Annotated in this window: 18 protein-coding genes; 14 read left to right on the top strand and 4 right to left on the bottom strand. The window is 63.5% G+C overall.

Going from position 1 to position 20,974, the window contains the following annotated elements; translation table 11 throughout:
* The 4 genes from IB235_RS22925 to IB235_RS22910 all read left to right on the top strand — a co-directional run bounded on the left by IB235_RS22925 (position 1) and on the right by IB235_RS22910 (position 3,813).
* Complete coding sequence (locus IB235_RS22925; protein WP_155041597.1) at positions 1-822, top strand: ABC transporter permease; 822 nt, start codon at positions 1-3, stop codon at positions 820-822.
* Positions 819-1,742: an ABC transporter ATP-binding protein gene (locus IB235_RS22920; RefSeq protein WP_192338696.1), complete on the top strand. Its 924-nt coding sequence runs from the start codon at positions 819-821 to the stop codon at positions 1,740-1,742. Before IB235_RS22925 ends, IB235_RS22920 begins: the two co-directional genes overlap by 4 nt.
* A complete protein-coding gene (locus IB235_RS22915; protein WP_155041595.1) occupies positions 1,739-2,689 on the top strand; it encodes an ABC transporter ATP-binding protein in 951 nt (316 codons plus the stop codon). Before IB235_RS22920 ends, IB235_RS22915 begins: the two co-directional genes overlap by 4 nt.
* Before the next feature lie 101 nt (positions 2,690-2,790).
* The gene (locus IB235_RS22910) at positions 2,791-3,813 is read left to right on the top strand and encodes a P1 family peptidase (protein ID WP_192338695.1); all 1,023 of its coding nucleotides are present in this window, start codon (positions 2,791-2,793) and stop codon (positions 3,811-3,813) included.
* A 160-nt stretch (positions 3,814-3,973) separates the two neighbouring features.
* Here IB235_RS22910 and IB235_RS22905 read toward each other — a convergent pair whose 3' ends face one another.
* The 3 genes from IB235_RS22905 to IB235_RS22895 form a co-directional block, all read right to left on the bottom strand.
* On the bottom strand, positions 3,974-4,807 hold the full coding sequence (locus IB235_RS22905) for a shikimate dehydrogenase (protein WP_192338694.1): 834 nt from the start codon (positions 4,805-4,807) through the stop codon (positions 3,974-3,976).
* A gap of 72 nt (positions 4,808-4,879) precedes the next feature.
* A complete protein-coding gene (locus tag IB235_RS22900) occupies positions 4,880-6,268 on the bottom strand; it encodes an MFS transporter (protein ID WP_192338693.1) in 1,389 nt (462 codons plus the stop codon).
* 582 nt (positions 6,269-6,850) lie between these two features.
* The gene (locus tag IB235_RS22895) at positions 6,851-8,731 is read right to left on the bottom strand and encodes a bifunctional sugar phosphate isomerase/epimerase/4-hydroxyphenylpyruvate dioxygenase family protein (RefSeq protein WP_192338692.1); all 1,881 of its coding nucleotides are present in this window, start codon (positions 8,729-8,731) and stop codon (positions 6,851-6,853) included.
* A 213-nt stretch (positions 8,732-8,944) separates the two neighbouring features.
* Here IB235_RS22895 and IB235_RS22890 point away from each other — a divergent pair, with 213 nt between their 5' ends.
* Both IB235_RS22890 and IB235_RS22885 read left to right on the top strand, forming a co-directional pair.
* Positions 8,945-9,871, top strand: a complete 927-nt coding sequence (locus IB235_RS22890; RefSeq protein ID WP_155041590.1) for a LysR family transcriptional regulator — start codon at positions 8,945-8,947, stop codon at positions 9,869-9,871.
* Positions 9,872-10,056: 185 nt separating this feature from the next.
* Positions 10,057-11,061, top strand: coding sequence for a purine nucleoside permease (locus IB235_RS22885; protein WP_192338691.1), 1,005 nt, complete (start codon positions 10,057-10,059; stop codon positions 11,059-11,061).
* Between the two features lie 113 nt (positions 11,062-11,174).
* Here IB235_RS22885 and IB235_RS22880 read toward each other — a convergent pair whose 3' ends face one another.
* A complete protein-coding gene (locus IB235_RS22880; protein ID WP_225612562.1) occupies positions 11,175-12,092 on the bottom strand; it encodes a LysR substrate-binding domain-containing protein in 918 nt (305 codons plus the stop codon).
* A gap of 240 nt (positions 12,093-12,332) precedes the next feature.
* Here IB235_RS22880 and IB235_RS22875 point away from each other — a divergent pair, with 240 nt between their 5' ends.
* The 8 genes from IB235_RS22875 to IB235_RS22840 all read left to right on the top strand — a co-directional run.
* A complete protein-coding gene (locus IB235_RS22875; protein WP_192338689.1) occupies positions 12,333-13,424 on the top strand; it encodes an ABC transporter ATP-binding protein in 1,092 nt (363 codons plus the stop codon).
* Between the two features lie 32 nt (positions 13,425-13,456).
* Positions 13,457-14,185: an HAD-IA family hydrolase gene (locus tag IB235_RS22870; protein WP_192338688.1), complete on the top strand. Its 729-nt coding sequence runs from the start codon at positions 13,457-13,459 to the stop codon at positions 14,183-14,185.
* A 9-nt stretch (positions 14,186-14,194) separates the two neighbouring features.
* Complete coding sequence (locus tag IB235_RS22865; RefSeq protein WP_370576978.1) at positions 14,195-15,496, top strand: NAD(P)/FAD-dependent oxidoreductase; 1,302 nt, start codon at positions 14,195-14,197, stop codon at positions 15,494-15,496.
* A 39-nt stretch (positions 15,497-15,535) separates the two neighbouring features.
* Positions 15,536-16,576 (top strand): polyamine ABC transporter substrate-binding protein, encoded by a 1,041-nt coding sequence (locus IB235_RS22860; protein WP_192338687.1) that lies wholly within the window; start codon positions 15,536-15,538, stop codon positions 16,574-16,576.
* A gap of 113 nt (positions 16,577-16,689) precedes the next feature.
* Complete coding sequence (locus IB235_RS22855; protein ID WP_192338686.1) at positions 16,690-17,562, top strand: ABC transporter permease; 873 nt, start codon at positions 16,690-16,692, stop codon at positions 17,560-17,562.
* A 4-nt stretch (positions 17,563-17,566) separates the two neighbouring features.
* A complete protein-coding gene (locus IB235_RS22850; RefSeq protein ID WP_192338685.1) occupies positions 17,567-18,373 on the top strand; it encodes an ABC transporter permease in 807 nt (268 codons plus the stop codon).
* Positions 18,374-18,379: 6 nt separating this feature from the next.
* Positions 18,380-20,068 (top strand): GMC family oxidoreductase, encoded by a 1,689-nt coding sequence (locus IB235_RS22845; protein ID WP_192338684.1) that lies wholly within the window; start codon positions 18,380-18,382, stop codon positions 20,066-20,068.
* A 17-nt stretch (positions 20,069-20,085) separates the two neighbouring features.
* The coding region (locus IB235_RS22840; RefSeq protein WP_192338683.1) for a tartrate dehydrogenase at positions 20,086-20,974 on the top strand (889 nt) is incomplete at its 3' end.

Below are 20,974 nucleotides of genomic sequence, written 5' to 3'. Positions count from 1 at the left end.
ATGAGCCTTCGTTTCAACTTCGCGCTGGGTCTGGCGCTGGTGGTTCTGGTCGTCCTTGGCGCAGTGCTGGCTGGCCTGATCGCGCCTTATGATCCGATCATGGACGCGGATCTGATGAACTCCGAAATGCCGCCCAGTTGGGAGCATTGGATGGGCACCGACGGGCAGGGCCGCGATGTCCTGTCGCGGGTGCTTTACGGGGCGCGGGTCTCGTTGACGGTCGGGCTGATCTCGCAGCTGATCAATTCGGTGATCGGGACGGCGCTTGGGGTCTCGGCCGGGTATTTCGGCGGCTGGTGGGATGATCTGGTGAACGGGCTGACCAATGTCATGCTGGCCATCCCCTCGCTGGTCTTCGCGCTGGCGATCATGGCGGTGCTGGGGCCGGGACTGCCCAGCCTGCTGCTTGCTCTTGGCCTGACCAACTGGTCCTGGACCTGCCGGATTGCACGATCCTCGACGCTCTCGCTGAAAAATCAGGGCTTCGTGCAGGCCGCCAAGACTGCGGGCTTCGGCAACTTCAACATCATGCGCACCCAGATCCTGCCCAATATCCTTGGCCCCGTGCTGGTGATCGCGACGCTGGGCATCGGCGGCGCGGTCCTGTCCGAGGCGGCCCTGTCCTTTCTGGGCGTCGGCATCCGTCCGCCGCAGCCCAGCTGGGGCAACATGCTTTCCGATGCCCGAGAGCTGATCCGCACCGCGCCCTGGGCCGCGATCTTTCCCGGCCTTGCGATCTTTGCGACGGTGCTGGGCTTCAACCTGCTGGGCGACGGTCTGCGCGACATGCTCGACCCCCATATGAGGACGCGGACCGCATGAGCCAGTTTCTTCCCGATCCGGTGCTGTCGGTCCGCAACCTGCGTCTGGGCATCGGCAAACGGTACGAGATCCTGCATGGCATCTCATTCGACATCCTGCCGGGCGAGACCTATGGGCTGGTGGGGGAATCCGGCTCGGGCAAAAGCGTGACCGGGCTGGCGATCATGGGCCTGCTGAAGCGCCCCCTGAGCGTCACCGGCGGCACGATCCATTTTCAGGACCGCGACCTACTGAAGATGCATCCGCGCGAACGCCGCCAGTTGCGCGGCGACCGCATTGCGATGGTGTTTCAGGAACCGATGACGGCGCTGAACCCGCTGGTCACCATCGGTCGCCAGATCGCCGAGATGTTCGTGATCCATCGCGGCATGGGCTGGCCCGAAGCACGGCGCAAAGCCGTCGAGGCGCTGGAAAGCGTGCGTGTCCCCGCCCCCGAGGAACGCGCCCATGCTTATCCCCATCAACTGTCCGGCGGCATGCGACAGCGCGTGATGATCGCGATTGCATTGGCGTGCCGCCCCGACCTGCTGATCGCGGATGAGCCGACGACAGCGCTAGACGTCACCGTTCAGGCGGGCGTGCTGGAACTGATGGCCGAGCTTTGCCGCGCCGAGGGCACCGCGGTCCTGTTGGTCAGCCATGATCTGGGTGTCATCGCCAATATGTGCCAACGCGTCGGCGTGATGGATCAGGGGCGGCTGGTCGAGGAACAGGACACCCGCAACATCTTCACCAACCCGCTTCATCCCTATACGCGCGGCCTGCTTGCCGCCCGACCCCGGCTAGGCTCTCGCATGCCGGGTCAGCGCAGCCGCCTGATCGAGCTGGACGAAGTCGTCAACGCCAAGGATCGCGGCCGCGACATGCCGACGCTGATCACCCCGCGCGACCCGCAGCTTGCCACGGAGACAAGGGCATGACCGCGCCCCTTCTGGAAATCCGCGACCTCAAGGTGCATTTCAACCTGCCCCGTCAAAGCCTTCTTGGCCCCCGCCGCGTGCTGCGCGCGGTGGACGGCGTGAACCTGACGCTGCACGAGGGCGAATGCCTGTCGATCGTCGGGGAATCCGGCTGCGGCAAGTCGACAACCGCACTGACCGTCATGGGCCTGCAGGAGCCGACCTCGGGCGAGGTGTTGTATAAGGGCAAGCCCCTGAACGGTCCCGGTGCCCCCTCGCGCAAGCAGCGCGCCCGGATCGCGCAGATGGTGTTTCAGGACCCTTACGCCTCGCTCAACCCGCGCCAGACGATCGGCTCGACCCTGCTGTCGCAGCTGAAACTGCATGGCCTCGCCTCGGGGTCCGAGGCGCAGGACCGGGTCGCGGCGATGCTGAAGCGTGTCGGCCTGCAGCCAGACCATGCCCGGCGGTTTCCGCATGAGTTTTCGGGCGGCCAGCGCCAGCGCATCGGCATTGCCCGGGCGCTGATGCTCGACCCCCAGATCCTCGTGCTGGATGAGCCGGTCTCGGCGCTGGATGTCTCGATCCAGGCGCAGATCATCAACCTGCTGATGGATCTGCAAGAGACGCTGAGACTGAGCTACATCATGATCTCGCACGATCTGTCGGTGGTCGAACATGTCAGCGACCGGGTCGCGGTGATGTATTTCGGACATGTGGTCGAGGAAGGCGACTGGCATTCGGTCTTCACCCGCCCGACCCACCCCTATACCCGCCGCCTGATCGGCTCGGTCCCCGACGCCGAGGCGATCCTGACCGGCGCGCGCGGCGTGCCGGACGGTGTCGCGATCCCCTCGGGACGCAGTTTCTCGCCGGATATCTCCATCCGGCGGGACCCGGGCCAGTCCTCGGAACCCAGCGCCCTGGTCCCGGTCGGGTCGGATCACCGCGTTCGACTGGCGATCTAGCGTCTGCATTGGGTCTCGGCTACCAACGGCGCAGTCCAGCGGATGCCACATGATGCGATCCCGCGACCACAGACCATTGCATCGGGCATAGGAGGGAAGACATGGCACGGGCACGCGATTTCGGACTGGTTGCGGAGATCATGCCCCCCGGCATCGGCAATGCGATCACCGACGTTCCGGGCGTGCAGGTCGGTCATGTCACCCTGCGTCAGGGCAAGGTGAATACCGGCGTCACCGCGATCGTGCCGCAACCCGGAAATCTGTTTCTGAACAAGCTGACAGCCGCGGTCGAGGTGATCAACGGCTTTGGTAAAAGTGCCGGGCTGATGCAGGTGGCCGAGCTTGGGACGCTGGAAACCCCGATCCTGCTGACCAATACCTTCGGTGTCGGCACCTGCGTCAATGCCCTGATCCGGCATGCGATCAGCGAAACCCCGACCATCGGGCGCGAGACATCGACCGTCAATGCGGTCGTCTGCGAATGCAATGACGGCCCGCTGTCGGATATCCAAGCGTTCGCCGTGACCGAGGCGGATGCCCTGCACGCGCTAGAAACGGCAGGGGATACGGTGGTCGAAGGATCGGTCGGAGCCGGAACCGGGATGTCGTGTTTCGGCTTCAAGGGCGGGATCGGGACCGCGTCACGCCGGATCGGGAATGAGGATCGGGATTGCCATCTGGGTGTGCTGGTTCTGGCGAACTTCGGACGCGCGGGGGATCTGGTGCTGCCCGACGGCCGCCGCCCCGATCCACACGCTGCAGCGCAGGCCGAGAAAGGCTCGATCATCGTCGTTCTGGCGACCGACGTGCCGCTGGATCAGCGCCAATTGCAGCGGGTCTGCCGCCGAGCCGGTGCCGGGATTGCGCGGCTGGGTGCCTTCTGGGGTCATGGCAGCGGCGATATCGTTCTGGGCTTCACCACCGCCAACCGCGTGCCGCATGTGTCTACAAAGGACACGATCGCGCTTTCCAGATTGTCCGAATCCCGCATCGACGACCTGTTTCGCGCTGCCTGTGAAAGCACCGAAGAGGCGATCCTGAACGCGCTGTGCTCTGCAACCTCGGTCACCGGGCCTGACGGAACGACGCGTCCATTGCTGGCTGACTGGCTGCGTGGCCGTTGATCTTGGCAGCTCACATCCGTCAAGCCGGGATCATGCTGGATCTATATCGCCGCTGACGGTCTGCCATTCGTCGTTCTGCCCGACGTAGTGGGCCGATAAGGCCCAGGTTGCCTGTTGTGAGGCTTTGGCATCCACCGTCCGATGCGCTGCCCCGTATCCGTCAGTAGCTGATCGCGGCGCTCGCGTGCAGTTCCTCGACCGACGGCTTGGGGAATCCGAAGAATTCAAGATAGGCCGGGATCTGCTCGAACAGCATGTCGGTCCCGATCTGATAGGCACAACCCTTGGCCCGCGCGGCATGCAGCAGGGGGGTGATTTCGGACTTCATGACGACCTCGCCGACAAAAGTGGTGTCGGAGATCCGTTCGGGGTCCATGGGCAGAGGGTCGGTATCCCTCATCCCCAAAGGCGAGGCGTTGACGACCAGATCGAAGCCCGCCGGGTCATTCGAGCCGGTCTGCAGCGTGATCGCCGGATAGGCGGCAGCGATGCGATCTGCCAAGGCCTCGGCGCTGCTGGCCTGCGGATCGAACAATGCCAGTCGCGCGACACCCGCCTTTGCCAGTGAGGCCGCGATGGCCGATCCGACACCGCCGCAGCCGACGACCAAAGCCGAGGTCCCAGCAAGGGTCCTGCCCTTGCCCGACACGCCCCGCACAAAGCCCTCTCCGTCGAACATATCGGCCTCGATCGCGCCGTCCTCGGCAAGCCGAAGCGCGTTGGCGGCTCCGGCGATGCGCGCCGTGACCGAGATGCGATCCGCCAGCGCGAGCGTCGAGACCTTGTGCGGCATGGTGACAAGGGCACCGTGGATATTCGAAAGCCGGAACAGCAATCGCAGGAATTCCGGGTAATCCTCGGCCTTGCAGCCCATCGGAACGACCACCGCGTCGATTCCCCGGCGCTCGAACCAGGGGTTGTAGATCATCGGCGATTTGAAGGTTGCGGTCGGATAGCCCAGATGCGCGATGAGCTTGGTTGTTCCGCGGATCATGTGACTTTTTCCTTTGAATGGTTAGGCTGGAGTGCGCGGCCCCAACCGTGGGGGACCGCGCCAGATCGTGGATCAGCGGTTCGCCAGCGCCTGATTGCGCAGCCGATCATAATCGTCCACCGGCACAGGGACGGCGTTGGGATTACCAAGATCCTCCATCCGGACCCGGTAGGTTTCGCGTGCGGACCAGCATGCGGCAGCGGCGATGACCGTGATGGCGAAGGCGATCGAGCCAACGATCATCGGCACATTGGTCGAACCGGGGGGTGCGACAGTCGCGAACAGGGCAGGCAGCATCGCGGTGATGGTGGTGCCGATATTCTGCGAGATCGCCATGGACGAAACGCGGGTCCGGGTCGGGAACAGCTCGGGATAGAAGCTGGGGAAGACCGCGTTGTAGCCCTGATAGACCACACCCCACATCAGCAGCGACATCAGGACCGCCAGCGGAACCGAATGGATCGAGATGGCGTAAAGATAGCCGAATGCCAGCAGACCAGAACCCAGCGCACCGATGATGATCGGCGGACGGCGGCCAATCTTGTCCGAGAGGTTGCCGATGACCGGGATAACGGCGCAGGCCAGGATGTTGCCCATGACCGGGATCCACAGATAGACATCCTTGTGGAAGCCGATGCCATAGGCGGCCTGCACCGCGTAGGCCGCGCCAAAGACCGTGGCAACGACGGGGATCGTGTTCATCAGCGCCATGCAGATCACGCGGATCATGTCGGGCCACGAGGTGCGGATCGCCTCGACCACCGGGGATTTCGGGGTGGCGTGCTTGGCCTCTGCCTTCTGGAAGGCCGGGGTTTCGTCGACTTCGCGGCGGATGATCCAGCCGGCGACGATGACCAAGAAGCTTAGCAGGAAGGGGATGCGCCAGCCCCAGCTGTTGAAGGATTCCTCCGGCATGAAATGTGCAAGCGGCAGGAAGACGGCGGCGGCAAGGATCTGACCGGCCTGCACACCCTGCAGGGTGAAGCTGGCAAAGAAGCCGCGTCGGCCAAAGGGCGCGTGTTCCAGCACCATCGAACTGGCCCCGGAGATCTCGCCCGCGACCGCGAAGCCCTGCACAAGGCGCAGGATCACCAGCAGGATCGGGGCGAGGATGCCGACCTGCGCATAGGTCGGAAGCAGGCCGACAAGCAGGGTCGAAAAGCCCATCAGGAACATGCACAGGATCAGCACGTTCTTGCGGCCGTGGGTGTCGCCCCAATGGCCTAGGACGAAAGCGCCGATCGGCCGGGCGATATAACCCACCCCATAGGTGGCCAGGGACGCGATGATCGCGGCGCGCGGATTTTCGGATGGAAAGAAGATCTGCGGAAAGACCAGCGAAGCGGCCGTCGCGTAGATGAAGAAGTCGTAATATTCGAGGGCAGAACCGATCCAGCCGCTGGCCGCAGCCTTGCTGGATTGGCTCTTGCCCTTTGATGACAAGGCCGGAGAAGTGGTCATTTGAACCTCCCTGATAGTGGCGCCGGCTCCTCAGGCGCATTCTGAGCCGACAATTGGCAAAAGAGGCTCGTAACGTCAAAGACCGTCTGATGGAATGCATTAACTCAATGTTAATGCCTGGATCGCAGGATTGGCGGCATGCGGGCCTTGGCCAATCGCTGAATGGGCGTATGAACTTGTTTTTCCCGGCGACTTGCGTGGCATTTACAGCCGTGGCGTGTTTCAACCGATAAGGTTCGACTCCGGGGCGAGGCCGTTGCGCGCCGCAATAAAACTGTCACCAAGATTGGTCGTCCGCCGTTCGCGCGCTATCGGTGCCGCGAAAGCGAGCCGCGCAGGTACGTTCTGCACACATGAATCGGGATCGCATTGTGGATCGGCGCCCTGCGCAAAATCGCTAAAGGCACCACGCGGAAGCGCCGTTCCTGTCAGGAGCGGCGCGGCTATCTTAGATAATTTCTATAGGGGCGTATCACACCGCGCATTGCCTAGAGCGGACTGCCAAACAACCGATGACTTCTGCCCGACCCGATGAAACGGATCGGGCGGGATCGTCCCGACGCTGGATGGAATGCGCTGAATCTAGCTGCGCGGCATTCCACGCGGCTGCATGGCCCGCTTCTGTGCGGCGATGCGGAAGGGGGCGTTGGGCGCGCCATAGCCGTCATATCCGCCTGCGCGCTGCACGATCTCAAGGAAGAAACCTCCAGGCAGCGCGGTCGAATAGAATTGCATGAACTGCCCGGCGGCATCCTCATCATACATGATGTTATGCGCCCGCAACCGCTCGGTCAGTCTTGGGTCCAGGCCGAAGCGGGCCTCGATATCATCGTAGTAATTCGCGCCGATCCTGAGGAAGGGGAACCCTCGGGCGGCCATTTCGGCGGCGGTCGCGAAGATATCCTCGGTCGTGAAGGCGATATGCTGCACCGAGGAACCGAACGTGTCATGCAGGAACTGCCCCGCCACCGTCCCACGAGCCTCGGCCCCGTTCAGGGTAATACGCAGATTGCCCGCCCGTATGGCCTGGCTGCGTACCAGCCCCTCGGGATCGACCACATCCACGACCGGCGTTTTCTGTCCGGTAAAGAGCGTGGTGTAGAACAGCGACCAACTGAGCATGTCCTCATAGGCCATGGTCTGCGCCAGATGGTCGGTGCCGACCAGCCCCGCGCCCTGCGGCGCCGGATGGTCAACGGCAAAGTCGATGTCCCAGATACGCGCAAGCGGGGTTTGCGAATCCAGCAGTCGCAGGACATTGCTGCCCGCCCCCCGGACACCCGGAATATCCAGCTCCTGCGGGGCGCGCGGCGGGACATGTGGTTCGCCGCCAAGCGCCACGGCCCGCTGAAAGGTCGCGGCTGCATCGGGGACGACCAGCGCCACTTCGGAGACATGCGTGCCATGGCTAAGCCAGGCACTGTGGGCATAGCCTTCGGCCTCGCTGTTCACCAGCAGGTTGACACCACCCTGACGCCAAAGCGCTACCTGCTTGGTCAGATGCCGCCCCGCCCTTTCGAACCCCGCCGAGGCCAGCAGCGTCTCAAGCTGCGAGGCGTCCTCCTGCGAGGTGGCAAATTCGACGAACTCGACCTTTTCGACCGGATCGGCAGCGGGAAAGGCTGGCAGGTTGACCTTCATCGCGGGCTCGGCCCTGCGCACCCGGTCCATCAAGGCAACAAGGCTGCGATGCCCGTCGCGCGCAATCAGCCGAGGCAGCCCCGCCCGGAACTGGTCGTTGAAGATCTCAAGGCTCAGCGGCCCGTCATAGCCCGTGGCCATGACCGCGCGGGTAAAGGCCGTCACGTCCAGATCGCCTTCGCCGGGCATGTTGCGGAAGTGCCGTGACCAGTACAGCAGGTCCATGTCGATTGCGGGCGCGTCGGCAAGCTGGACGAAGAAGATCTTGTCACCCGGAATGCGCCGGATGGTCTGCGGGTCCACCCCGCGGCCCAGAGTGTGAAAGCTGTCAAGGATCAGGCCGATATTGGGATGATCGGCGCGGCGGACGATTTCCCAGGCATCGCGGTGGTCGTTGATGTGACGACCCCAGCACAGGGCCTCGTATCCAACGCGGATGCCACGGTCTTTGGCGATCTCGCCCAGTTCGTGGAAATCCGCAGCGGCGCGATCGATCCCGCCAAGCGCCTCGGGATGACAGGATGAGCAGAACAGGACCAGATCCGTTCCCAACTCGTCCATCAGGTCAAACTTGCGCTGCGCCCGCGCGAAAGCCCGGGCGCGAAATGGTTCGGGCAATCCCTCGAAGTCGCGGAACGGCTGGAACAGCGTGATTTCCAGCCCGTGGTCGCGGACCATGCGGCCAACCTCGCGTGCCGAGAAATCCGAGGCGAGGAAATCCTGCTCGAATATCTCGATCCCATCGAAACCCGCTTGCTGGATCGCAACAAGTTTTTCGCTGAAACTGCCCGAAATCGAGACCGTGGCAATCGAGGTTTTCATGGCCAACCCTGTTGTTAACGGCAAATTCTTGCAAATGCCGCACGTAACTGCAAATACGCAAAGTGCTATCCGATTAACTTGTTGTTATGCTCTGACTGCGTCAGGATAGGCGCGCCAAGCACGATCCCGCGGACAGGCTGGACGCGAGCGCGGGTTATTGGTGCCGGAATTTCATGCGGGCAATCCGCACCCACTGCAGCTAAGATCAACGCCATGAAAGAACTGACTCTTCGCCAGGTTGAAGTAATCCGCGCCGTGATGATGGCCGGTACGATTCAGGGTGCGGCCAAGCTTCTGAACGTCTCGGCCCCGGGAATTTCCCGGCTGGTCAAGCATACCGAGGAATCGCTGGGGATCCGGCTGTTCGAACGCAAGGCCGGGCTTTTCGTCCCCTCCTCCGAGGCGGCCCCGATTTTCGAGATGGTGCATCAGGTCCATCGCCAGATGGAAAACCTGAACACGGCTGTCGCATCGCTGCGCAAGGGCGAGGACGTGCGACTGTCCTTCGCCTCGGCGCCCTCGATCGCCCAGTTCATCGCCGCACGCGCCATCCGCAGCATCCGGGCGCGCTTCCCCGATCTGTTCATCGACCTCAACATCCTCAAGATCGAGGAAACCTCGGACTATCTGCTGCTCGAACGGGGCGAATTCGTGCTGATGAGTTCAGCCATCCAGAACTCGGCCCTGAACAGTGAACCGCTGGTACAGGGCAGACTGGTCGTCATCGTTCCCGAGGACCATCCCCTTGCCGCAAAGCCGGTGATCTCGGTTCATGATCTGGCGCAAGAGGAATTCGTCGGCGTCGACCCCACAGACCCCTATGGCGAAATCCTTGCACGACCGTTTCGCGAGGCCGGAATCGAGCCGCGCTATTCGATGCGCGGACGATTTGCTCAGACCGTGGTCAGTCTGGTGCGCCACGGGCTGGGCGTGGCGATCATCGACGAATTTTCCGTGGCCGAAGTCTACATGCCGGGGCTGGTGCGCCGCCCTCTGGCCGAGCGCGCCGGCATAACCGCATGGGTGGTGACCAAGAAGGACCGCCAACTATCCAGCTTTGCGGAATTCGCCATCGACCGCTTCCGCCGAGAGCTGAGCGCCGCCGTCCGGGAAAACTTGGAGCCGGGTCCACAGGGATGATTATCGTCCCCCGCCGGTGGGGGACGGATGAACCGAAACAGCAACCTTTGCCGAAAATATGGGCGCAATCTTTGCTGCGCGTTTGGTAACATGTCTGGGGTTTGGTTTTCGTGGCTCGATGCTTGCTTTCGGACCACAACTCCACGAGTAGGGGCGGCTCAAGCTGCCGGCATAAGGAATTGACAATGAACATAATCAGATCTGCGCTCTCGGCCACGGCCATGCTTTGCGCCACGACTGCAATTGCGAGCGCGGAACCGATCAAGGTCAAGGTCTTTGTCGGATCGATGTTCGAGATCGGTGAAAACAGCGGCGACCGCGCCGGTGAATATCAGAACTGGTATGAGCGCTACTGGCAGGACACCAAACCGCACGAGGTCAAAGGCGCCTTCCGCCCGGTTCACTGCAATGACGATGGGGTTTGCGGCTCTGTCCTCGGCATGGGCAAGGTCAACTCCTCCGCCTCGATGCAGGCCATCTTGCTGAACCCGGATTACGACTTCTCGGAGGCCTATTTCATCCTGTCCGGCGTCGCGGGCACACCGCCATCGCGCGGGACCATCGGAGATGTAAGCTGGGGCACATGGCTGGTGGACTATGATCTGGGGCATCGCTGGGCACCTGAAGAGGGGGAACCCGGCGCCCCGGTGTTCATGCCGCGCAAGGGCTACGAAGCCTATCGGCTTTTCGAACTGAACCCTGCTCTGGTCGATTGGGCTGTCGAACTGTCGAAGGACGTTGAGCTTCAGGATTCGGAATCCGCGCGAAACTATCGCATGCGCTATCCCGATGCGTCAGCTCAGGCTGCGCCTTCGGTGAAAACCGGCACTCACATGACCGGTGACACCTTCTTTCATGGCCCTGGCCTGTCGAACGAAGCCCAGTACATGGCCAAGCTCTATGGTGCGGATGACTATCTGATCACCGAAATGGAGGCTGCGGCGATCGCTTTGGTGATCAACCGGACGCATGGAATTGATCGTGTCATGAGCTTGCGTGGTGCGGTCAATTTCGATCAGGGCAATCCAAAGGAAACGACCCTTCAGCACCTGGACCCGGCCCCCGGAGAAACCGCCGGCGGCTTTGCCGAGACGGTCGCCAACATCACTGCGGTCGGGGCGCCTCTGGTCGACACGATTGTCGCCAACTGGGGCGACTGGCGCACTGGCGTCCCCGCGCGCAGCAAATAGTCCCATTCCATTGTCGTCGCCCCGCGAATATGGGGGCGACGATCATTTGGGTCGCGGTAAACGTCGACTGCAGCCTTGTTGCGGTGGACTCGTTATCCTCCACTATGGGAACCCTACAGCACGCCGTCGGTCAGTGCGGGGATTTCCAATGCAGGGAACATGGTCCTGACTTCGGTATAGTCGGATTGCAGTTCGGCAATGATCCAATCACGTACCTGTTCGACCACTGGGCGCAGAGGCTTGCCCTCGGCTTGGACAAAGCAGCAATGGCGCGGCGTGATCTGGCGGCGCATGTTCGCCGGAACCAGATCTCCGTGCCGCATCCAATGGCCCACCACGCTTAGCCAGCCCCAGGCAATCCCCTGCCCCAGCAATGCGGCCTGAACTACGATGGCGTAATCGGCAAAGATCAGCGGATTGGCCGCGATCAGGTCCGATCCGGCGACAAGGTCATAGGGCGAGTAGGGCTCCCCCTCGGACAGCTTGATCAACGTCTCGCCATCCTGCGCCGAGGTGTCGCGGCGGCTGCGATAGGCCGGGCTGCAGATCGGAACCAGCACCTCGGGCATGATCGGAAAGACCCGGTGACGCGACTCACGCGCACGCAGGAAGCGCATGCCGAAATCCACATCGTCAACCGGCCCGCTCAGCGGACCCATCAGCAATTGAAACCGCAGGTCGACACTGGGAAAGACCGCCTTGAACTTCATCATCCGCGGCATCAGCCAATGGGTGGTGAAGGCAGTCGAGACCGAAATCGTCACGGTATCGACACCTAGGCTGCGATCCTCGATCTCGATCAGCGCGGCCTCGATCTGGGCGACGGCGCGGCTGGTGGCATCGAACAGCAAACGCCCGCTTTCGCTGAGCGTCACCCCCGTTCCCGCGCGGTGAAACAGGGGGGTGCCCAGATGCTCCTCAAGGCGCTGCATCATGCGGCTGACGGCAGCGGGCGTGACATTCAACTCTTCGGAAGCACGCGAGAAATTGCGCAACCGCCCTGCTGCCTCAAAGGCAAAAAGGGCGTTCATGGACGGTATCTGGCGGCGCGTTCTTCTCATTACATCATGTAACAATAAGCGCGATTTTTTTTCAATTGCCCCAGCGTTACTTTTTCGTCACCTTGAGTTCAACAGGCAGCAAAAAGCCTGAAAACGCCAACAGATCGACAGCGATCAGACCACCTTTGGTTTCGTAAGCGCAGGATGTTTTTACATTTCTGCAAACAGACCCGGCATGTCCGAACGCAACAGACAGGAGCACGTCGCCGCATGAACTCCCCCCTGCATCCGCAAAAGGTCGGCGTCTCGATCCGCAACGCCGTCAAGCGATACGGCACGTTCAAGGCGCTGGACGATGTCAGTCTGGACGTGGCACCCGGCGAATTCCTTTCGGTCCTTGGCCCCTCGGGTTCGGGCAAGACGACGCTGCTGGGCCTGCTGGGCGGCTTTGTGCAACCGACCTCGGGCAGCATCCATCTGGGCGCGACCGATATCACCTATACGCCGCCGCATCTGCGCGATATCGGTATCGTCTTTCAGAACTACGCGCTGTTCCCGCATATGACCGTGGGAGAAAACATCACCTTCCCTCTGCGGGCCCGTCGCCTGCCCAAGGCGGAATGGCCGGCCAAGCTGCAAGCCGCGCTGGAGATGGTCGAACTGTCGGGCTATGGCGACCGGGCGATCTCGGCCCTGTCCGGCGGACAGCGCCAGCGCGTCGCCTTGGCCCGCGCGATGATCTTTGAGCCGCGCCTGATCCTGATGGATGAGCCGCTTTCGGCGCTGGACAAGCAGCTCCGCGAAAACATGCAGCTGGAACTGAAACAGCTGCACGCCAAGCTGGGCGCGACGATCATCTATGTCACCCATGACCAGCGCGAGGCGCTGACCATGTCCGACCGCATCGCCGTGATGAAAAGCGGCCGTCTGGTGCAGGTGGACACGCCCAAGCAGCTGCATGACCGCCCAAAGGACTCGTTCGTGGCAAGCTTCATCGGCGAGGCGATGCTGCTGCCGGTCCAGCGGCTGGATGCCGGCAACCTGACCCTGGCGGGCCAGACCCTGCGCTCGGCCCATCCGCTGCCCAGTTCGGACGACCTGTTCCTGACGGTGCATTCCGAAAAGCTGGCCTTTGCCGGGCCACAGACCGCACCGGAAAGCAACCTGCTGCCGGGAACGGTGAATTCCTGCCTGTATCAGGGCGAAAGCGTGCGGATCTTTGTCACCCTTTCCGGGGGCGAACAGGTCAGCCTGCGCCTGCCCTCGAACCATTCCGGTTGGCAAATGATGCCCGAGGCGGGCCAGCCGGTCACGCTAGCCCTGCACCCCGAGGACACCATCGTCGTGCCTCGGGCGGCCTGAACTTCCCCACTGCAACAACAAGGATCTGGGAAATGAAACTCACCGATTTCAAGGCGATGACCTTTGACGTGGTCGGAACGCTGATCGATTTCGAAACCGGCGTGCTGGAGGCGATCCGCAGCCTCGGCGGGCCAAAGGCCGCCGCAGCCTCGGATTACGAGATCTTCGAGCCCTATCTGCGCGGGCGCGACAAGTTCTATGGCCGCTCGTCCTTTGCCTTCCGCGATGTCTACCTGTCGATCGCCGCGGAAACCGGTTACGATGCCTCGGACGCGGTCGCGAATGCCTTCCAGCTTTCGGTGCTGCGCTGGCCCGCATTCGCGGATTCGGTCGAGGCATTGGCCCGGCTGCGCAAGAACTTCCGGCTCGTCGCGATGACCAATGCCGACCGCACCGCCTTCACTGCCTATGAACATACGCTGGGCCGTCCCTTCCATGACGCGGTGACCTGCGACGAAACCGGCTATGCCAAGCCCGCCCCTGAATTCTTTGCCTTCAACAAGGGGCGGCAGTCGGCCTTTGGCTACAAGCAGTCGGAAATCCTGCATGTCGCGCAAAGCCAACACCATGATATCGGCGTGGCGCGCGATCTGGGATACACCACCTGCTGGATCCAGCGTCGCGCGGGACAGGATGGCTTTGGCGCCTCGCCGATCCCCAAGGTCGTGACCACCCCCGACTATCACTTCACCTCGCTCAAGGAACTTGCCGACGCGGTGGATGCCGAACTGGCCGAAAAGCGCTACGGCGCGGCGGCCTGAGGTAAAATCGTGACCCGGCCCCCGCTTCCCGATATCGCGTCGCTGTGGCGCGACACCGTTCAGCCAGCACCCCTTTCTCAGCCGCTGACCGGAACCTGCCAGGCCGATGTCGCCATCGTGGGCGGGGGCTATACCGGACTGTCGACCGCGCGCGCCCTTGCGGCGCGCGGGGTGGACGTGGTGGTGCTAGAGGCGAACCGGCTGGGCTGGGGCGCCTCGGGTCGCAATGGCGGTGTCGTCTCGGGCAAGTTCCGTCTGGGATTTGCCGAAATGGCCCGGCGCTGGGACATCGGCACCGCGCGGCGCATGCACGACATCGGCATCGAGGCGATCGAGAATGTCGGCGCGCTGCTGGAGGAATTCGGCATCGACGCGGATTACCGGCCCAGCGGTTCGCTGCGCTGCGCCCATCGTCCCGAGGCACTGGAGGCGCTGCGGGCGGAATGCGGCTGGCTGCGTGACACTTTGGGCGACGATGCCGTCTCGATCCTCGATGCCGGGCAGATGGCCGAGGAAACCGGCTCTCGGGATTTTTGCGGGGGCATGCTGAACCGCCATGGCGGGGTCATCCATCCGCTGAAATTCCATCGCGGTCTGGCGCAGGGCCTGCGCGAGCGCGGCATCCGCATCCATGACGAAAGCCCGGTCACCGGGATCGAACGCCGTGCCGAAGGCGGCGTGCATCTGCACCTGCCCGCTGGGCGGGTGCAGGCGCGGCAGGTGGTGCTGGCCACCAATGCCTATTCCAGCCTGACCCTCGCCTCGGCCAGCGTCGAGCGCCGGGTTGTCCCCTTCCGTTCGGCCATGGTCGCGACCCAGCCGCTGACCGGCACGGCGGGCGAGGCGCTGCTGGCGCATGGCCGCAGCTATACCGAGACCCGGCGCATGATGCGCTGGTTCCGCAAATCCGGCGACCGGCTGCTTTATGGTGGTCGCGGCGCCTTTGGCAAATCCGACAGCCCCACAGCCTTCGCTGCCCTGGAAAGGGCGATGCTGAAGCAATTCCCCCAGCTTGAGGGGATCAAGGTCACGCATCGCTGGTCGGGGCTGGTGGCGATGACCATGGACAGCCTGCCGCATCTGGGTCGGCTGGATGACCGCATGGTCTATGCCATGGGCTATAACGGCACCGGCGTCGCGCTGGCCAGCTATATCGGCGAGCATGTCGCGGATCAGGTGCTGGGCCGGACGCCCGATGCCGGTCTGCTTGGGCAACTGCCTTTGCCGACCGTCCCCCTTTATCCCATCCGCGAGATCGGCGTCCGTCTGGTTGCCGGCTGGTATCAGTTCCTCGACGCGGTGGGCAAATAGCCACGCCTAAAAATAACCGAAAAACAGGAAGGTAACACCATGACTAGCAAGCTGAAGTTCACTGCCGCGACCAGTCTGACCTTGTGCCTGGGCGTGGGTTGGCTGCATGCGGCCGAAATCACCTTCGTGTCGCAGGGCGGCGCATATCAGGAGGCCCAGACCAAGGCGATCCTCGACCCGGTGACCGAAAAAACCGGGATCGTCGTCAAGCAGGACAGCAGCCCCGATGCCTGGCCGGTCATCCGCACCCAGACCGCCACCGGCAAGCCGATCTGGGACGTGATCGATACGCCCACCAAGGACTGTCTGCGTGGTGGTGAGCAAGGCATGATCGAGAAGCTGGACCTTGCCGCGATGCCTTCGGTCGCGGCCATGCCGGCCGAATTGCGCAATGACTATTCGGTCGCCTATGAGTTCTATTCCTCGGTGCTGGCCTACAACAAGGATGCCTATGGCGAGAACAGCCCGCAAAGCTGGGCGGATTTCTGGGATGTCGAGAAATTCCCCGGCACCCGCGCGCTGCGCAACCACCCGTTGGCCACGCTGGAAGCCGCGCTGATGGCCGACGGCGTCGCCCCCGCCGACATCTATCCGATGGACGTGGATCGCGCCTTCAAGAAGCTGGAAGAAATCAAGCCCCATATCTCTGTCTGGTGGACCTCGGGCGCGCAATCCGCACAGCTTCTGGCCGATGGCGAGGCCGACATGGTGATGGCCTGGAACGGTCGGGTATCGGCAGTCATGTCCGAGGGCGCGCCGGTCGACTTCACCTATAATCAGGGCATCCTGCAATATACCTCGCTTTGTGTCCTGAAAGGGGCCCCGAACTTGGAAACCGCGATGAAGTTCATCGAGGCCGCCATGTCGCCCGAGATTCAGGCGAATTTCCCCGAGTATATCGACTACGGCCCCGGCAACCCCGCCGCCTATGAGACCGGCAAGATCTCGGCCGAGCGCGCGGCCCAGATGCCGAACTCGCCCGAAAATGCGGCCAAGCAGGTGCTGAACTCGGCGGCGTGGTGGAGCTCGCCCGAAGGCGAGGCGGCGCAGGAACGCTGGGCAGCGTTTGTCCAGCAATGACCAGCGCGCCCGACACCCCGACGGGGCGGGAGGCGGCCTGGCCGCATCCCCCCTCCGGCCCCGGCGCGACATCGCGCCGGTCCCAGCCGGCCCCAGCCCATGGCGGAACGACCATGACCAAGAACGTGACCAATTCCCTCAGCCCCGAGGAGCGGCGCGAGCGGCGGATGATCCTGCTGCTGCTGGCTCCGGCGCTGGCCGTCGTCGGCCTGCTGCTGATCGGGCCCTTGATCTGGATGGGCTGGCAATCCTTTCAGGGGCCGGAAGGTTTCACGCTGGATCATTACGCGCGCTTCCTGTCGGACACGGTTTATCTGTCGTCCTTCGTCCAGACCTTCCGCATCGCCTTTGTGGTCACCATCGCCGCCCTGCTGCTGGGCTATCCGATCGCCTATGTCGCGGCGAAATCGCAGGGCATCTGGCCGCCGATCATTCTGGGCATGGTGCTGCTGCCCTTCTGGACCAGCGTGCTGGTGCGCGCCTATGCGTGGCTGATCCTGCTGCAACGGCGTGGGCTGGTGAACACCATGCTGATCGAGACCGGCGTGATCGACAAGCCGCTGATCCTGGTCAACAACGAATTCGGCACGGTCATGGCGACGCTGCATATCCTGCTGCCGTTCATGGTGCTGCCGCTTTACGCCACGATGAAGAAAATCCCGGCGGAGCTGGAAATGGCGGGCGCGAGCCTTGGCGGCGGCGGCTGGCTGGTGTTTCGCTCGGTCTTCCTGCCACTGTCGCTGCCCGGCGTGATCGCGGGCTCGGTGCTGGTCTTTGTCCTGACGCTGGGCTTCTACATCACGCCCGAATTGCTGGGCGGTGGCCGGACCTTCCTGGTCTCGATGCTCGTGTCGCGCAATATCGAGCTTTACAACGAATGGGGCGCGGCCTCGTCGATCTCGATGGTGCTTCTGCTGCTGGTGTTCCTGATCTTCCGGCTGGCCAGCATGCTGATCCCCTTCGAGCGCATCATGGGAACGAGGTAAGCCGATGGAACGCATCTCACTTTCGCCATCCCAGATCATGCTGCGCGTCTTTGTCGGCGTCGTCCTGCTGTGGCTGATCATCCCGGTCCTGATCATCATCCCGATGTCGTTTTCGGGCGCGCGTTTCCTAAGCTTTCCGCCGCCAAGCTGGTCGCTGCGCTGGTACCAGGCCTATCTGACCAACCCGGCCTGGATGCAGGCCACGAAAACCAGCCTGATCCTGGCCACCTCCAGCGCGGTTCTGGCCACGATCATCGGCACGGCCGCAGCCTATGCGCTGAACATGACGCAATCGCGCTGGGTCAGGAACCTGCAGATCGTGCTGCTGCTGCCGCTGGTGGTGCCGATTGTCATCACCGCCGTCGGGGTGTTTCTGGTCTATGCCCAGATCGGCCTGATCGCGACGCTGAGCGGGTTGATCCTGGCCAATGTGATGCTGGGCATGCCCTATGTCATCACCTCGGTGCTGGTCGGGCTGCGCAAGTTCGACCCGACACAGGAAATGGTGGCCCGCAGCCTTGGCATGAACCGCTGGCGCGCCTTCTTTACCGTGGTGCTGCCGCAGATCCGCCCTTCGGTGATCACCGGGACGCTGTTTGCCTTTATCTCGGCGCTGGATGAGACGGTGGTATCGCTGTTCATCTCGGGCGGGGATTACCAGACCCTGACCAAGCGCATGTTCACCGCGCTGCGCGACGAGATCGACCCGACCATCGCTGCCATCTCGACGCTGCTGACCGGGATATCGTTCATCATGGTGCTGCTGATGGCGATGAATGCCCGCGCGTCTGAATCGCGGGGCAAGGCCTGAGCCGGAATGGAAAGCGATATCCTGATCCTTGGTGGCGGCTCGGCGGGCTGCGTTCTGGCCGCCCGCCTTTCGGAAATGCCCGACCTGCGCGTGACGCTGGTCGAGGCCGGGCGCGACATACTTCCGCCCGAATTGCCGGCCGAGATCGCCTCGCGCTATCCCGGACGGGCCTATCTGGACGGGCGCAACATCTGGCAGGGACTCAGCGCGCGATACGGCAAGGGGGCTGCGCGCCGCTATGAACAGGCGCGCATCCTTGGCGGCGGCTCGGCCATCAACGCGCTGATGTCGAACCGCGGCGCACCTGCCGATTACGACGAATGGGCCGCATTTGGGGCCACGGGCTGGGGCTGGGACGCGGTCCTGCCCTATTTCCGCAAGCTGGAACATGACCGCGATTTTGACGGCCCGCTGCATGGCGATGCCGGTCCGCTCAAGATCCGGCGTCCCGACGATCTGGCGTTGTCGCCCTTTGTCGGGCAGGTGATGCGGGCGCTGGACGGTCAGGGTCACCCGATCCGACCCGATCAGAACGGCCCTTGGCAGGACGGTGTGTTCCGTGGCGCGGTCGGCCAGTCCGATACCGGGAAACGACAGCCGACCTCGCTGACATGGCTCACGTCCGAGGTGCGGGCCCGGCCGAACCTGCATATCCTCAGCGGCCATCAGGTCCTGCGCCTGCTGGTCGAGGGTCGCTGCGTGACCGGGGCGGAAATCGCCGCATCCTCCGGGGAGGCGATCCGCATCACTGCCCGTCGCACCATCCTCAGCATGGGCGCGATCCACAGCCCCGCCATGCTGCTGCGCGCAGGCATCGGCCCCGCCGCAGATCTGCGCGCGCTGGGGATCGAGCCGCTGGTCGATCTGTCCGGCGTGGGCGGCAATCTGATGGAACATCCGTCGATCGCGCTCGGGGCCTATCTGCCGCCCGGTTTGCGCGTGCGCGACCCGGATGAGCATCACGAACAGGGCGTCTGGCGCTACTCCTCGGGGCTGGCGGACACGCCACCCGGCGACATGCATGGGGCGATCCTGTCCCGTTCGGGCTGGCATTCGGTGGGCATGCGGATCGGTTCGATCTTTTTCTGGGTGAACAAATCCTATTCGCGTGGCCACCTGCGTTTGACCTCGACCGATCCCCGCGCCGAACCCGATGTCGATTTCAACATGCTGTCCGACCCGCGCGATCTGGAGCGCCTGAAAGGCGCGGTCCGCATGGGCGCGCGCGCCTTGGCAGATCCCGCGATGGCCGAGAAATGCGGGCCGGTATTTCCGACAAGCTACACGCCCCGCGTCGCCAAGGTTGCAAGTCCCGGCCGCTGGAACGCGATCCAGCGGGGCGCACTCTCGGCCATGCTCGATCTGGCCGGACCGCTGCGGGCCGCGTTGGTGCACGGGCTGATCACGCAGGGCGTCACGCTGCGGGCACTGCTTGCCGATGACCAAGCGCTGACGGATTTCGTCCGGGCGAATGTCGGCGGCACCTGGCATGCCTCGGGGAGCTGCCGGATGGGTACAGCTGACGATCCCGCCGCCGTGACCGGCAGCGACGGGGCGGTTCACGGCGTCAACGGGCTGCATGTTGTCGATGCCTCGCTGATGCCGTCGATCCCCTGCGCGAATACCAATGTCCCGACCATCATGCTGGCCGAGCGCATCGCGGACATGATGAAATCAGCAATGCGCCAGTCCTGAGAGGCAAAGGATCTTCCATGCTCCGAACTTCCCACCGCATAGCGTTGATCCCCGGCGACGGGATTGGCATTCCTGTTCTTGAGGCCGCCATGGCCGTGGCTGAGGCCGCGGCACCGGGATTGCTGGAGCCGACCCGCTTTCCCTGGTCCTGCGAGCATTACCTGCAGACCGGGCGGATGATGCCCGAGGACGGGATCGAGACCCTGCGCGGCTTTGACGCGATCTTTCTGGGCGCGGTCGGCTGGCCGGCCAAGGTGCCCGATGCGGTGTCGCTGCACGGGCTGTTGCTGCCGATCCGCAAGGCCTTCGTGCAATATGCCAATATCCGCCCGCACCGCCTGCTGCCCGGCGTCGTGGGCCCGCTGCGCAAGGACGGTTTCGACATCCTCTGCATCCGCGAGAACACCGAGGGCGAATATTCCGGTGCCGGGGGCCGCGTCCATCAGGGCACCGGCGACGAGGTCGCGGTCGAGACCGCGATCTTCACCCGCACCGGCGTCGAGCGCATCCTGCGCTTCGGCTTCGAACAGGCGATGGGGCGGCGGCGCAAGCTGGCCTCGGTCACCAAATCCAATGCCCAGAAATACTCGATGGTGTTCTGGGATGAGGTCACCCGCGATCTGGCCGCCGAATTCCCCGAGGTCGAGGTCAGCCATTACCATGTCGATGCGATTGCCGCGCGCATGGTCATGGCCCCCGAGACGCTGGACGTGGTGGTGGCCTCGAACCTGTTTGGCGACATCCTGACCGATCTGGGCGCAGCGATCCAAGGGGGGCTTGGCTTTGCCGCCTCGGCCAATATCGACCCGACCCGCAAGGGTCCCTCGATGTTCGAGCCGGTGCATGGCTCGGCCCCCGACATCGCCGATCAGGGCATCGCCAACCCGATCGCCGCGATCTGGTCGC

Source organism: Paracoccus sp. PAR01 (genome assembly GCF_014851995.1).
Lineage (GTDB): Bacteria > Pseudomonadota > Alphaproteobacteria > Rhodobacterales > Rhodobacteraceae > Paracoccus > Paracoccus litorisediminis.
Note: the sequence above shows the minus strand (reverse complement) of the source record. Positions and strands in the feature narration are given on the sequence as shown.